Raw genomic sequence first — 15641 nt, 5'->3', positions numbered from 1 at the left:
ACCCTCCCTATTTTTTATTGTAAAGTTTTACGCCTTTCTTTGCGAAAGGTCATCTTACTTATCTACCTCTTTCACTTTTTTTTCAAACAATAAATTTTAATGATCAACATTAGATTTTCTAATACACTAAAGCTCTTACAGAAATAAAAAAGATCAAAAATGAGTCAAAAACATGAAAATAGAAAAACTAAATTGGACGTTACTACATGCTTATCTCGTTATTGTAGAAGAACGAAGCATTAGTAATGCAGCGATTAAGCTAAACATCACACAATCAGCTGTAAGCCAAAATTTAAAAAAACTGGAAGAACAATTAGAAGTAAAACTTATCGAAAGAAACAATAAAAATTTCATATTAACCGAAATTGGTGAGAATCTTTATAAAACAGCTATTGATGTTTATTCTAAGCTCATCAAGTTTGAACAGAAACTTACAGCAACAAGCAATACCATTAAAGACACTCTTCACATTATGTCTGTATCAGGATTAGTTTCTAATGACTTTGACAACCTTTTAACCTATTACCACCAACATTATCCTAATATCAATCTGAATATTACTACGGCAACTCATGCCGAAATCGTTAAAAAAATCAGTAATAATCATCCTGCTATTGGCATTACCCTAGAGCCAAAAGGATTCGAAGGCCTTGAGAAACTTTTTTATCTTCCACAGAGATACTCTCTCTATTGCGGAAAATATCATCCGTTATTTAACAAAGAAGTGATTAATAAAAGTGATGTCATTGCACAAGACTATGTCGCTTTTGATAGCGAACAATTAGGATCAGCACTTTCACCGATTGCAATTTTTAGAGATATGGAACACTTTACCGGCAAGCAAGTTGCCATTACCAATAACCTCCAAGAGCTCCAAAGATTAATCATCACCGGATATGGGGTAGGCTGCTTACCAGATAATGCCGCACAAAGTGCTTTAGATCGCTCCCTCATTAGAAAACTCCCTCCTTACCAAGGAGTTGCTGATGTCCCCGTATATCTTATTTGGAATAGACATAGAACACTACGAGCAAGTGAACACGCTTTCTTAGATGCTGCCTCTGTTTCAATCTCTCCTGATTTTCTCCAGCTATCAGCCAATTCACCAACCTCATGATCACCCCAGATTTATTCACTGCTTATCGGTTGATTTCTCCCTCGATATTCGGTAACTTTAGCCCTTCATTCATTGTGAGAACATTATCGTGAGTAATAAAAAAGCATCTATCATTGCTGTTATCGTCGTTATCGTAGGCTTGATCATCTACGATCGTTTTAAACCGCTTTCTGAAGAGAAAATTATTTCTAAACAAGGCATTGCTACGGTTTATTTAGATAATAGCTATAAAAATATCGATTCTACCAGTTCTCCGGAAGGCACTCTTTTAGCGCAACATTCTCAAAGACATGACACAACCGTTGTAATTACCGGCAGTCATTTAACCGATGAAGAACGTGATCTTACATTTGCAGAATATGCGGATTTTCTCCAAGAAAACACACCGAAAGGCAGTACGTTCACGATTTTAAAGATGAATCCCGACAATCAAGAGATTTATTACTCTCTTACAATGCCGGAAAAACCATATTCATGGCAACGCTTGAAGCGAAATAACGGCAAAGTAACGATTATTTCCGTTGTGTCTGATGAGGAAACTCCAAAAATTGATCCGATGACGATCCTGAATGAAGCAGAATTTGATCTTCGATAGAATCTCTCTAAAGATCAATGAGATCACGCATTAAAAAAGAAAAGCTGTTTCCAATATGTTTGGAACAGCTTTTTTTGTATCTATCTTTTTGTATCTGTCTTTTTACATCTCTATTTACGACATCTATAACTATGATGCGGAAATGAATAAAACCTTATTTTGCCTGCAATAACTCCGCAACATTCAATAAGACTAATTCGTTATCATCTGCTTTATTCGGTGCTCGGCTACTAGAAAATGGCAGGTTATTGTCATTTCCTACGATAATCGTTTCAGCATCAACAATATCTACATTTTCAATGGTAAAAAATGGAAATACGAAATTGCCAGAGCTCAGCTCTTTTCTCGCAACTTGATTCGGATCTTGGATATTCAAAAGATCGATATAACCGATTTTTTCTACATTTTGATTCTGATTATCGCCGTTCATTTTGATCTTATAGACACGCTTAATTTCAGGCAAATTCGCCGTATCAAAACAGGTTGGTGTTACGTCGCCTTGACATGCAAATTCAACAACGCCCTCTCCATTATCACGTTCAATAATCAGCGCATATTCATCATCAATCATATTAAAATCGCCAATGGATAGCCCTTTTTTAGCTAAAGGATAATTCCAAAAATTGCCGGTCCAATTTTGATTTTTGACATCAAATTCTAAAATTTGAAGCGCTGAACCATCTGTTCCGACAAGCGCCCCCTCTAAAAGTGGATAGAGTTTTGTGCCATCAGCACTGACCGCCATTCCCTCAAATCCTTTTGATCTCAATACTTCAAATTCACTTTTTTGTGCAGGATTGCCGGGAACGATCATCGTGTAATGATCGGGCGATCGTAATGTGTTTCCTTGAAAACTTGTTTCAAACACATTCACAATCTCGCCATCCATCGTTACTTGCAACAAATATGGTCCAAATTCATCGCCGACCCAGAGATAACCGCCGGCAAATTGAAAGCTTTCAGGATCAAAATCTGCGCCTGTTAAATAGCGCTCTGTAGTTCCTTCATTTTGAATTCTAAAAGGCACTTTTTGCGCAGGATCTTTCAGGAATATTGTGTTTAGTAGCGCAAACGCGTTATTCTCAAAATCAACATCATATTGATTCAAATAGAGCATAAAATCGGATGAATTCGCCTTAGATCCTGCACCATTATCGGTCAGCAACCAATAAGAGCCATCTTCCATTCGTTTAATACCGGAATGCCCTTGTATCGGCTGACCTTCAAAAGGAAGCGATAATCCCGTAGGACGACCTTGCGATGTTCCTTCAACACTTCCTACAACATTATTTCGAATGCCATCTGTAAATTTTCCACTCACTTGCAGATCTTTCGGCGCATCACTCGGTGCTTTAATCATGGTGTTTGCCGGCAAATATGCATGCGCCGATAACGTTGCCGGATATTCTTGATCAGATAATGCAATAGAACTCACTAAAAGTGATGTCACAATCAGACTTCTACGAAACATAATGATTCCCTATTTGTTGGTTTAAGAAGTTTTATCGTACAAATCCTTTTTAACAGCGATATTACAGATCAAAAAATTCCTTCATCGTTCATCCTCCATATTTCACGCAATAAAAAACCCATTATTCTCATAATGGGTTTTGTGATTATCTGTTTTTTATCAATTTTTCGTCAATAGTTTTTCGTAAATGAATCTATTACGAAAGGCGGTGATTAGTACCAACCACCCCAGCCGCCCCATGCGCCTGGTCCATCAAAGAACATTCCATTATCCCAAGCTTCATCACTTGCTTCTGTCCAATCAGCCATTTGTTGTGCTTGAATGGCATTTTGCTCACGATAACTTTTCCACGCTAAGTTATAACATGTTTTAAATGCCGGATTATTCACTGCTCGCTCATATTTTGCTTGGAAAGCTTTTTGCTGCACTTCTGGCAATTGGCTCGAATTTGGCATTTCTTGCATTAAATTTGCTGTTTGCGGATTACATTGACTTGCTAAACTTACTTGCGTATCGAGCATTTGTTGCGCTTTCTCTTGTGCCTGCGCTGCTTTTTGTGCCGGCGTTAATGCACAACCTGCAACAACCCCTAATGCCAAAACAAGTCCTGCAACTTTCATCGTGTTTTTCATATAAATATGTCCTTAGATTTAAAGAGTACAAAATAGTGATAAATTCATAATACTTTATTAACTATACATAAATATATAAACATTTACACTAATGCGGAAAATTATGAATAAGTATCACGCAATCTGCTCATCATAAATTCACTTCTCATAAATCAGATAAAGGGGCACTCATCACTCTAAAACTCTGATATCTCCGCATTCAGGAGAAGTTTTAAGCCGGGATTTTAATTCCTTCTAAAATGATTTTCCAACAATCAAGCGCTAACGCTAATCGCTCTTCATGATCATCGGCTTCTGCAATCCAAAATGCCGATTCAAATAGACTTCCATCTAACATAATTGCTAAAACTCTCGAATTCCCTGGCTTAATAATGCCTTGCTCTATACCACTTTCAATGAGCAAAATATCCGAATCCATACAACGGCGCTGAATGCTCATAAGTTCCGTACCCAATATTGCTTTCGCATCTTTCAATAAAATCTGCTGCACTTCAGGCTCTAATGACTTTTGTAAATATGCGATCCCCCTTTGATAAAGCGCTTTCCACGGATCACTCTCTTTTTGCGCAATCTCTTGAAGGATTTCATCAATCTCCGTATCAATCTGAATCACAACTTCCGCAAAAAGCCCTTTTTTACTTCCAAAATGATGATATAGCGCACCACGAGTTAAACCGACACTTGCCGTAAACTCATCCATTGAAGTCGCTGCATATCCATATTTTCCAAAATATTCTCTTGCAGCTCGCAATAATTTCTCTTGCGTTTCCGCCATCATTTTCGCTCGTTTTGTGGGCTTTTTGATCATAAACAGATCTCTCCTATAAGTATGATTTTTCGGCTATTCTAATTGACAACGATACCCTCTGCAAATACAATTCTTTCGGCATACATGATGTATGCTCATCTCCCTAAAGGATTATCATGGCTTCATATTTACAACTCCTTAAAACTCCCGGAAGTAAAGGATTTGTGCTCGCAGGACTCATTGCAAGAATTCCGGTTTCCATGACAGCAATAGGTATTATTACCATGCTTTCAGAACTTCAACAAAGTTATACACTTGCCGGCGGTGTCGCCGCACTGTTTACGCTCTCATGCGCCATGATCGCACCGCAAGTTGCTAGAGCCGTTGATCGGCACGGACAAAGCAAAGTTCTGCCCTATACAACTGCCATTGCCTTTACCAGTATTCTCGCCCTTCTCGCAGTTGCCTACTTTCAGCTTCCCATTTGGCTTCTCTTTGTTTTCGCCATTACCGGCGGTTTTATGCCAAGTATGTCGGCGATGGTTCGTGCTCGTTGGACAGAAATTTATCGAGGAAAACAGGAACTTCAAACCGCTTACGCCCTAGAAAGCGTCATTGATGAACTCTGCTTTATTGTCGGCCCGCCCGTTTCTGTTGGGCTTTGTGTGGGATTATTCCCGCAAGCAGGACCGTTACTTGCGATGATCTTCTTAGCTGTGGGAATTACCGCTTTTGTGCTTCAAAAGAAAACGGAACCGCCGGTGAAAATCCAAGAGATTAAACCATCTTCCGTGATTCATCTGCCCATTGTAAAACTCTTAGCTTTTTTAATGATTTTCCTCGGCATTATTGTGGGAACCATTGATGTCGCGAGCGTTGCTTTTGCGAAAGCACAAAATATGCCGGCATCTGCAAGCATGATACTCTCCTTCTATGCTATTAGCTCGTGCTTTGCCGGACTTCTCTTTGGTGCGCTTCGGTTCCCATTTTCACTCTCAAAACTGTTGATTATGACGGCAGCTGCCACCATGATTTCAAGCATTCCACTGATCTATGTTTGGAATATCAGCTCGCTCTCCACCGTCGTATTTATCGCCGGTTTCTTCTTCTCGCCGACCATGATTATCGCCATGAGTTTAATTGAAGAAGCCGTTCCTGATGATCAGCTCACAGAAGGTTTAACATGGCTCATTTCAGGGCTTGGAATTGGCGTTGCGCTCGGCGCTGCCATTGCCGGCATTGTGATTGATGAAATGAGCATTAGTGCAGGATTTATGGTAGCCCTTGCCGCAAGCATTATCATCTTCTGCCTCACGTTTTGGGTATATGCCATGACGGAAAACTCAAGGCTCAAATTGACTGTTTAAACGAATATAAAAAAGATAGAAAAGGTTTCATTCAACAATAAAGTCTAATGCATGGCTAGTTCGAATGCTTGCATGCTTCCGAAAATCCCGTGCCAGCAAGCATCATTTTTTTAGGATTTCTATATCCTGAAAATCTCATGATAGAGATATTAATCTTCTTTTAAATTTTCAAAATTCTAAAAGCCACAAAAGAAAAGCGTTTCTGATTAAACACAGAAACGCTTTTTGTATGATTGATAACGCTTATTAAGAAAAGTTGAAGGAACGTAGTTATCTCAGTAAATCTGAATCTAAAAGCTTATGATCTGCGGGCGAGCGTTTGTCCAATGAGTGCAAACTTTCCCTCCCGCCATAAATCAGCTCTTCTTAAATATCATCAAATACAACTTATAACCGAGATTAATAACTATTAATCGATTACTAATTATCGCAACTACTTATCAATCTCTACTAACAGATCATCCGCTTCAACGACATCGCCTTTGACCACAAGGATTCGCTCAATGGCGCCGGTGCTTTCTGCTCGAAGAGTGGTTTCCATCTTCATCGCTTCAAGCGTGACAATGGCGTCGCCCTCTTTCACAATATCGCCGACTTTCACATGGATTGAACCCACAACGCCCGGCATCATTGCCGCAACTTGATATGGATTCCCCTTTTCACGTTTCTCCCTTAATGGTAAGTCTTTTGCAAGCTCATCTTTCAAGATTGAGAATGCGCGAGTTTCTCCATTTAGCTCAAAGAAAACGCTACAATGCCCTGTTTGATCCGGCTGAGAAATTGCTAATAACTTAATTAAAAGCTCTTTTCCAAGATCAAGCTCAATGGCATGGTGCGTATCTTTTTCCGGTCCGTAAAAGAAGATTTTGGACGGAATATTCGACACATTTCCATATTTTTCCTGATGTGCTTTAAAGCCTTTAAACACCGCAGGATACATGAGGTAAGATGCCAAATCCGCATCCGAGATCGTATAACCTAAGAACGCTTCAAGCTCTGCCTTTGTTGCCGCTAAATCTACCGGCGGCAGATGTGCGCCTGGTCTGCCTTCAATGGGTTTTTCATCTTTCAACACTTTCTTGCTGATATCTTCCGGAAATCCGCCTTCAGGAATACCAAGCTCGCCTTTCAGAAGCCCGACAACGGATTGCGGGAACGCAATTTCACGATCAGGATCTAACACATCTTCTGCCGTAATATCTTGCGTGACCATCATCAGTGCCATATCGCCCACAACTTTGGAGCTTGGCGTCACTTTGACGATATCGCCGAGCAACTGATTCACAACCGCATAAGATTCTGAAACCTCTTTCCAACGAGATTCAAGTCCCATTGAGCGAGCTTGTTCACGAAGATTCGTATATTGTCCGCCCGGCATTTCATGATTATACACATCGGAAGTACCGGCACGCATTGTGGCTTCAAAAGGCGCATAGATGGAGCGAACACCTTCAAAATAGGTGGAAATTTCATTCATCGCACCAAGATCAATTTGGGAAGCTCGCTCTGTACCTTTAAGCGCATGAATAATAGAACCCATCGGCGGTTGGCTCGTTAAGCCCGATAAACTATCCATCGCCGTATCCACAATATCGACGCCGGCTTCAATCGCCGCTAAGACCGTTGCCGCTGAAATGCCGGAAGTATCGTGTGTGTGGAAATGAATCGGTAAACCGACTTCCTCTTTCAACGCTTTCACAAGCGCTCTTGCCGCTTCAGGACGACAAACGCCGGACATATCTTTAATGCCGATAATATGTGCGCCAGCATTTGCAAGCTGTTTCGCAAGTTTTACATAGTAGCTTAATTGATATTTCGGGCGTTTCGCATCGAAAATATCTGCTGTATAACAGATTGTGCCTTCACAAAGTTTATTCGCTTCCAAAACGCTATCAATGGAAACGCGCATATTGTCCATAATGTTGAGCGAATCGAATACCCTAAAGAGATCAATGCCTTTTTCCGCTGCTTGCTTCACAAAATATTGAATCACATTATCAGGATAACTTGTATAACCTACGCCATTTACGCCACGAAGCAGCATTTGAAACAGCGTTCCCGGAATCATCTGACGCAGTTTCACTAAACGTTCCCACGGATCTTCATTTAAGAAGCGCATGGAAACGTCAAATGTCGCACCGCCCCAACATTCAATGGAGAATAACTCCGGCATTAATGCTTCATAATATGGTGCAATTTGCCATAAATCGTGTGAACGCATTCTGGTTGCGAAGAGCGATTGATGCGCATCTCGCATCGTAGTATCTGTAATCAGAACTTCTTTCTGATCTTTTACCCAATTGGCGAACTTTTCTGGCCCTAACTCCAGTAATCTTGTTCTTGATCCGATAATTTCTTTTTTACCGTTTTCTTTGTAGTCTTTTTGGAGCTTTGGCAATACCGGCGTAATGATGTGTTTTGGAAGATCTCGACCTTCCAATTCCGGATTACCATTCACGGCAACATCGCCTAAGAACTTCAAAATCAAGTTCGAGCGATCTTGTCGTTCTTTCAAATGGAAAAGATCAGGATGTTGATCAATAAACTTCGTTGTGTAATCGCCGGCAATAAATTTCGGATTATTAATCACATTTTCCACAAACGAAAGGTTCGTAGAAACGCCACGAATTCTAAACTCACGAAGCGCACGATCCATGCGATCAATGGCTTCAATCGGCGTATTTCCCCATGTTGTCACTTTCACAAGCAGTGAATCATAATAAGGCGAAATCACAGCGCCGGAATAAGCCGTTCCACCATCTAAACGAATCCCAAAGCCCGCAGGAGAACGATACGCAATAATCGTGCCTGTTCCCGGCAAGAAGTTATTCGCCGGATCTTCTGTGGTGACTCGGCATTGAAGCGCACTGCCTTTCAGCTTGATATTCTCTTGCGTGGGAACTTCTGCAGAAGCTGTACCGATCTCCCCACCGCCGGCAATTTGAATTTGCGCTTTGACAATATCAATGCCCGTGACTTCTTCTGTAACCGTATGTTCTACCTGAATACGAGGATTCACTTCGATAAAGTAGAACTTGCCGGTGCTTGCATCCATGAGGAATTCCACCGTTCCGGCATTACTATATTTTACCGCTCTTCCAAGTTTTAGCGCGCTTTCACAAATCTCTTCACGCATTGCTTGCGAAAGATATGGCGCCGGTGCACGTTCAACCACCTTTTGATGACGACGCTGAACAGAGCAATCTCGCTCCCAAAGATGCACGATATTGCCGTGATTATCGCCAAGTAACTGTACTTCGACGTGACGCGCTTCTTCGATGAGCTTTTCAAAGTACACTTCATCATTGCCAAATGCCGCCAACGATTCCCCGCGAGCTTCTCGCACAGAACCCATTAATTGCGACTCATTATAAATCGCACGCATTCCACGGCCACCGCCGCCCCAGCTAGCTTTCAGCATCACAGGATAACCAATTTCAAGCGCAATCTTTTTGATCGCTTCTTCATCCCTTGGAAGCGGATCTGATGCTGGCATTACCGGAACGCCGGCAGCCATTGCCGCATTTCTTGCCGCAACTTTATTTCCAAGGGTATTGAGCACCTCAAATGAAGGCCCAATAAAGATAATGCCATTCTCGGCACATGCTTTAGCAAAATCCGGATTTTCCGCCAAGAAACCATATCCAGGATGGATCGCATCGGCATTGGTTTCTTTCGCAATTCGGATAATATCATCAATATCTAAGTAGGCTTCAAGTGGCTGCTTACCTCGCCCAACAACATAACTCTCATCGGCATTAAAACGATGCGCAGATCGTCTATCTTGTTCTGCATAAATTCCTACAGTGTTAATGCCAAGCTCTGCAGCTGCCCTGATAATACGGATCGCAATCTCCGAACGGTTCGCTACTAGAATTTTTTTGATCTGTTTTTCTGATGAATCTAAAGACATGAATCTTCCTCCGTCAATGATATTTATTATTAAAATTATTCAGTCGAGTTTCCGTGAATGTTCATCACTAAAACTACACAAACACTACAACCATACAACAAGCAAACTGAGATTCATAATCTTTTATTTAAAATATTTTTTTAAATCAATTCCTCTAGAACAACATAAATATAAACCAGAAGAGGCCGCAAAATCCTCTTCGACTTTGCGGCCTCTTTTTTAAGTAAGAACCTGAACTATTTTACAATATAAGCAATGGCAATATTATGCTTCTTTCGGTTGCTTTATATAGGCTATCGGCTCACGATTAACAACTTCTTTTTGTGTCAATGCGCTCACAATAACTAATGTAATAATATTAAGAATAACTGCAATAATACCAGGATTAATCGCATACACACTGATTTTCCCAAAATACATAATGAATACAGCAATAATACCCACGATAATTCCCGCCGCAATTCCTTTTGCTGTAGCACGCTTAAAGAAGATAATGGCAAATATTCCTGGGACAATTTGGCTAAATCCACCATAAGCTGTGCTAATGAGATTTAACATTAAGCTGGGAAGTGCAACCGTAATAATCATTGAAATGACGAGATAGATCAGAACACTTGTTTGGGAATAACGTCGTTGCGATTTTTCCGGTACATTAGGAATAATATTGCGCACAATTAAACCAGCTACAGCAAGTGAAATGACCGACAATAGCAAGAATCCAGACAACGCTGCGCCCGCGGCAATAAATCCAATCACCCAAGACGGTAGCAAATCTATCGCCGTTACAATAAACGTATGATTAGGCTTATCTCCTAAATTTGGCAAATAGATCATTGCATAATATGAGGTAGCAATTAAGAAAGGGAACATCAACATATATAACGGCATATAACGTTGCGCTTTTTGAATCGTCTTCTCTGATTTACTCGTAAAGACAACTGTAATTAAATGCGGTAAGCAGTAGAAAGTGATCGATTGCAATATGATCGTCGAAATAGCAAAGTTAATCTCTGAACTGCTTTGGAATTTTAAAATCGCTCCTTTCTCTCTTGCGCCTAAGAATAGAGGCTCAATACCACCCATCTTCTTATATACGGCAATCCCAACTACAACAATGGCTGCAAAAAGAATAATATCTTTAAAAATTGAGATAAGAGCGGGTGAACGAACTCCTGAAACAGAGATATAAATATAAGCAATCGCACCAGCGATAATCACCGCAATATAAGGCGGAAGATCATAACCTAATGCATTTAATGTCACAATTAACCCTTCAAATTGAAGTTGTGCCCAAGGAATTAAGAACATTAATAAAACTAGAGCAACCACAAGCTCTAATTTACGACTAGCAAAATGCACCTTAAAGATATCAGCAGCAGTTAAAGCCTGATATTGATTTCCCGCACGCCAAATTAATGGTGAGATAAAATAGCCAAAGGAGTATGACAAAACAATATAGGCTAAAAACCAAATCCCATAGCTAAATCCCCCCGCAAAAACACCTCCAGGGAATCCTATGATTGTGCCGATACCATAAATCTCTCCTACGGCTAGAAAAAAGAGAATCATTACACTAAACGAACGCCCACCAACCAAGTAATCTCCAACGCTCTGTTTATTCGATTGCCGACCCGCATAAAATGCAATACCAATGGTGAAGAGAATAATGGTTGCAAAAATAATAATAGATATAGACATAGTTATTTCCCCTCTTCCACAGCATCATCTCGGTCAAACAGTATCCAAGCGAGCGACAAACAAGCCGTCGTTAAGAAAAACCAGAGAAATATCCAAAAATAGAGAATGGGAAACCCAAAAACCAATTGCTCCGAATACTTAAAAAAATAAATACCACTAAAAATTCCTATATAAGGAACCAACACACTTAGAACAAAGCTATAAATCTTTTTTTTAGCCATACCGATCCTCCTGGAAAGTTTTGCATCTAGATAGATACAGTTGTCATTATTATTTTTTAATATTATTTAATTACACAACAAAACTGGACTGACCAATTTCAACTTCATATTTCATTAATTTTGGCTTTCTGTCAAATTATCTTGCAATAAAATAGCCCTAGATAATTCGCCAAAAAAATATTCATAAATCCTCTATGCAACCTAGGAGATGAAGACCCTTTGAAAGTGAATTCGTACTTATTCATTTATACTTCCTTCAATATCAAAATTGTCATATATAATATCTGACAATATTTGCCCTCTTTCAGATCTTTTACTAGATATCACGACATATTAAAATTGAGAAATTAAGTACCTATGAATCTATTTGATGCAACAAAAGAACAAAAGCTCTATCAACAAATTGCCAGTAAAATCGCTCAACAGATTCAGCAAAAAGAATATCTGCCTGGAGAACGATTACCCTCTGAAAGAGCTTTAGCGGATCAATACTCCATCAGTAGAGCTACCGTTCGTGAAGCTGTAATTGCTTTAGAGATTCTTGGATATGTCGAGATTAAAATGGGAGCTGGTATCTATGTCGTAAATGCAAATCCAATACAAGATATTAATATCGAAAACTCTACCCAACATGAAGTCACTCCAAATGAATTAATCGATATCAGACTTCTCGTGGAGCCTGAATTTGCAGCTCTTGCCGCAAAAAATGCATCTCCCAAAGATATAGAATCATTTAAGTCACTACAAGCCACCGCTGAGAAAATTAGTGACTTAAATGATCACTATTATTTTGATAAAAAGTTTCATCTTCTCATTGCTGAAGCAACAAAAAATCCCTTAGCAAAAAATATTATGCAAGAAATTTGGCAAACTGCTGAACAGAGTGTCATACCGCAAAATTTCAATAAGCATTTCGTTACTAAAAAGTTCTGGGATATCTCTCTTCAGGAACATAAAGCTGTGATCAATGCGATTATTAAAGGTGATGAAAAACTAGCCGAGCAGACAATGTATCACCATCTAGTCGGCGTTTTGCTTCGTCTTAGCTAATTTCTTAAAACAAAAGTTGATTATTTTCAAAATTCTTGCAACCATCATATTGGTCTGACCAAATTTGGAATTGATGGATATGGAGAAAATAATGATGAAAAGAAATGGCGGAAAAATTCTAATGCAGCAACTCGCTAACCATGGCGTAAAACGTATTTTCATGGTTCCTGGTGAAAGCTACCTTCCTTGCATTGATGCTCTGAATGATTTTAAGCAAATTAAACCCATTGTGTGCCGTCAAGAAAGTGGCGCTGCCTATATGGCGGAAGCATATGGAAAACTAACAGGAGAACCTGGTATCTGCTTCGTCACTCGCGGACCTGGAGCCACCAATGCTAGTATTGGTGTTCATACTGCTTTTCAAGACTCAACCCCTATGATTCTTTTTGTTGGACAAGTTGGAAACGATATTTATGACAAAGAAGCCTTCCAAGAAATTGATTATGTCAGCATGTTTTCCAAAGTCGCAAAATGGGTAGTACAGATCAATCAAACAGAACGAATTCCGGAGTATATTTCTCGCGCTTTCAATATTGCAACGAGCGGCCGCCCAGGTCCTGTGGTCATTGCGCTTCCTGAAGATGTACTGTGGGGCGAAGCGGAAGTGAAAGATATTCCCAAATATACTCCTGTAAAATCCTATCCACATCCTGAAGATCTTGAGAATCTCCAAACGTTGATTGAGAATGCCCAAAAGCCTCTACTTGTTGTAGGAGGTAGCCGTTGGTCAGAAGAGGCTGTTCAAGATATTCAAAACTTCTCCGAAAAATTTCAGATTCCTGTAGCCTGCTCTTGGCGTCGTCTTGAGTGCTTTGACCATCATCACCCTAATTTTTCCGGTCATATGGGCTGGGGAATGACGGATTCATTACGACAAAACATTAAAGATGCAGATCTTATTATTGCTCTTGGCACAAGACTTGGTGAAGAAACAACAGAGATTTATACAGCGATAGAAAGTCCTACTCCAACACAAAAACTAGTCCATATTCATCCATCTCCAAGTGAACTCAATAGTGTCTTTAATGCTGAAGTATCTATTGCTTCCTCCGTCAAAGATTTTGCAAATGCCACTAAAACCATGAGTCCTTCCAAAGAGCTTTCACGCAAAGCCTGGGTAGAAAAACTCAGAAATGAACACCTCAACTCCCTTGTTCCTCTACCAAGTAACGGAAATCTCAGTTTAGATACTCTATCTGCTCAAATGAATGAGTTATTGCCTGAAGATTTCTGCATCACAGTAGGTGCTGGGAATTATGCGCTCTATCCACATAAATATATAAAATTTAATGGCCTTACGTCTAGCCTTGCCCCTACTGTTGGTTCTATGGGATATGGCTTACCTGCAGCTATTTCTTGTAAACTTGAGCATCCTGATAAAACTGTTGTGTGCTATGCCGGCGATGGTTGCTTTCAAATGAACTTACAAGAACTTGGCGTTGCACTGCAATACGATTTGGGAATTGTCATTTTAGTTTTCAATAATGGAATCTGGGGAACCATTCGTTCTCATCAAGAACGTGAATTTCCTGGCAGAACCATTGCCCTTAATTTTGTGAATCCTAGCTTTACAACCCTTTGTGAAAGCTATGAAGGTTACGGCGAAGTCGTCGATAGAACGGAAGACTTTAAAGACGCTTTCAATCGAGCTTTAGAATTTGCCAATACTCATCATCGCCCAGCGCTGCTAGAAATTCGTTACGACTCTAACAACATTGCTCCCGGAGAAACATTGATGGCTATTCGCGAAAAATCTCTAGGTGCTCAAAAAGCATAAACCGGTTTCATTTTCCATAACCTCCATTCCTAATATTATGGAAGATGATTTAAAAGCGAGATAACAGATGTTATCTCGCTTTTTTTTGATATTTGAGTGGATATTTTGAAAAATTCTACTTCAGAGTCAGCGCAAAATCCACCGCTTTCATTGCATGAATATAAGTAGTATCAAAAGTGGGAATTGAAAATTCAACATCGCCGATTAACATTGTGATCTCTGTACAACCCAAAATCACGCCCTTCGCTCCTTGCTCAATCGCTTTCTCAACTATCTTGCAATACCGCTCTTTCGATTCCTCTGAAACAATGCCTAAACAGAGCTCTTGATAGATAATATCGTGAACGGTTTTTCGATCTTCTTCACTTGGAATCATCACATGAATGTCTCGATCTTGAAGCCGAGATTTATAAAAATCTTGCTCCATTGTAAATGCCGTTCCGAGCAATAAAACTGTATCAATTCCCTCTGCTAAAATCGCATCCGCAGTAGCATCAGCAATATGAATAAAAGGAATCGTGATGTTCGTTTCAATCTCTTTCGTGAGTTTATGCATCGTATTCGTGCAGAGAAGCACGCAATCTGCGCCACCAAGTTCAAGTTCTTTGGCAACTTCTGCTAAATATTGCCCTGCCTTTTCCCATTCGCCGTGACGTTGCATGGTTTCAATCTCTGCAAAATCCACGCTATTAATTAACGTCTTTGCCGAATGTAATCCACCTAATCGCTTCTGAACTTCCCGATTAATCCAATTAAAATAGAGCGCCGTTGATTCCCAACTCATTCCACCAATTAAGCCGATTTTTTTCATTCCATATTCCTCCATCAAAAGTATTCAACAATGATTTTCCACAAGATAAAAAAAATGATCCGTATTCAATAATCAACATTAAATACTTTCCTGTTTTCGTTTTTTTATATTTTCATTGTTATAAAAATATCAAGATTGATGATTAAAAGTAATAGAGAAAATGATAATTAAGAAAATATATTTTCTTCCTAAAAATCTCCCTGAAATAGGTAATAAAAAAGCCGTAAAACCTTTCGATTTT

The 15641-nt window shown here is 39.7% G+C and carries 12 protein-coding genes; 5 read left to right on the top strand and 7 right to left on the bottom strand.

Annotation, left to right across the window (positions count from 1 at the left end):
* Positions 1-172 precede the first annotated feature (172 nt).
* Positions 173-1117 carry a LysR family transcriptional regulator gene (locus ACYSN2_RS01200; RefSeq protein WP_461748425.1) on the top strand — a complete coding sequence of 315 codons (945 nt, stop codon included), beginning with the start codon at positions 173-175 and terminating at the stop codon, positions 1115-1117.
* An 88-nt stretch (positions 1118-1205) separates the two neighbouring features.
* A complete protein-coding gene (locus tag ACYSN2_RS01195; RefSeq protein WP_461748424.1) occupies positions 1206-1712 on the top strand; it encodes a hypothetical protein in 507 nt (168 codons plus the stop codon).
* 154 nt (positions 1713-1866) lie between these two features.
* Here the strand turns inward: ACYSN2_RS01195 and ACYSN2_RS01190 are convergent, their stop codons facing one another.
* From ACYSN2_RS01190 to ACYSN2_RS01180, 3 genes are all read right to left on the bottom strand, one after another.
* Entirely contained in the window at positions 1867-3183 is a 1317-nt protein-coding gene (locus ACYSN2_RS01190) for an esterase-like activity of phytase family protein (RefSeq protein WP_461748423.1), read from the bottom strand.
* Between the two features lie 212 nt (positions 3184-3395).
* Positions 3396-3815: a hypothetical protein gene (locus ACYSN2_RS01185; RefSeq protein ID WP_461748422.1), complete on the bottom strand. Its 420-nt coding sequence runs from the start codon at positions 3813-3815 to the stop codon at positions 3396-3398.
* 211 nt (positions 3816-4026) lie between these two features.
* On the bottom strand, positions 4027-4623 hold the full coding sequence (locus ACYSN2_RS01180) for a TetR/AcrR family transcriptional regulator (protein ID WP_461748421.1): 597 nt from the start codon (positions 4621-4623) through the stop codon (positions 4027-4029).
* Positions 4624-4739: 116 nt separating this feature from the next.
* Here ACYSN2_RS01180 and ACYSN2_RS01175 point away from each other — a divergent pair, with 116 nt between their 5' ends.
* On the top strand, positions 4740-5930 hold the full coding sequence (locus tag ACYSN2_RS01175) for an MFS transporter (protein WP_461748420.1): 1191 nt from the start codon (positions 4740-4742) through the stop codon (positions 5928-5930).
* 433 nt (positions 5931-6363) lie between these two features.
* Here the strand turns inward: ACYSN2_RS01175 and ACYSN2_RS01170 are convergent, their stop codons facing one another.
* The 3 genes from ACYSN2_RS01170 to ACYSN2_RS01160 form a co-directional block, all read right to left on the bottom strand.
* Positions 6364-9843 (bottom strand): pyruvate carboxylase, encoded by a 3480-nt coding sequence (locus tag ACYSN2_RS01170; RefSeq protein ID WP_461748419.1) that lies wholly within the window; start codon positions 9841-9843, stop codon positions 6364-6366.
* Positions 9844-10107: 264 nt separating this feature from the next.
* Positions 10108-11541 (bottom strand): sodium:solute symporter family protein, encoded by a 1434-nt coding sequence (locus ACYSN2_RS01165; RefSeq protein ID WP_461748418.1) that lies wholly within the window; start codon positions 11539-11541, stop codon positions 10108-10110.
* Positions 11542-11543: 2 nt separating this feature from the next.
* Positions 11544-11762 (bottom strand): DUF3311 domain-containing protein, encoded by a 219-nt coding sequence (locus ACYSN2_RS01160; RefSeq protein ID WP_461748417.1) that lies wholly within the window; start codon positions 11760-11762, stop codon positions 11544-11546.
* A 357-nt stretch (positions 11763-12119) separates the two neighbouring features.
* Here ACYSN2_RS01160 and ACYSN2_RS01155 point away from each other — a divergent pair, with 357 nt between their 5' ends.
* On the top strand, positions 12120-12812 hold the full coding sequence (locus ACYSN2_RS01155) for a FadR/GntR family transcriptional regulator (protein ID WP_461748416.1): 693 nt from the start codon (positions 12120-12122) through the stop codon (positions 12810-12812).
* A gap of 91 nt (positions 12813-12903) precedes the next feature.
* Positions 12904-14589: a thiamine pyrophosphate-binding protein gene (locus ACYSN2_RS01150; RefSeq protein ID WP_461748415.1), complete on the top strand. Its 1686-nt coding sequence runs from the start codon at positions 12904-12906 to the stop codon at positions 14587-14589.
* Positions 14590-14704: 115 nt separating this feature from the next.
* Here the strand turns inward: ACYSN2_RS01150 and ACYSN2_RS01145 are convergent, their stop codons facing one another.
* Positions 14705-15400: an aspartate/glutamate racemase family protein gene (locus ACYSN2_RS01145; RefSeq protein WP_461748414.1), complete on the bottom strand. Its 696-nt coding sequence runs from the start codon at positions 15398-15400 to the stop codon at positions 14705-14707.
* Positions 15401-15641: the final 241 nt, after the last annotated feature.

The sequence above is a fragment of the Ignatzschineria sp. LJL83 genome (assembly GCF_054871845.1).
The sequence above is the reverse complement of the archived record's forward strand: the minus strand, read 5'-3'. Positions and strand labels throughout refer to the sequence as shown.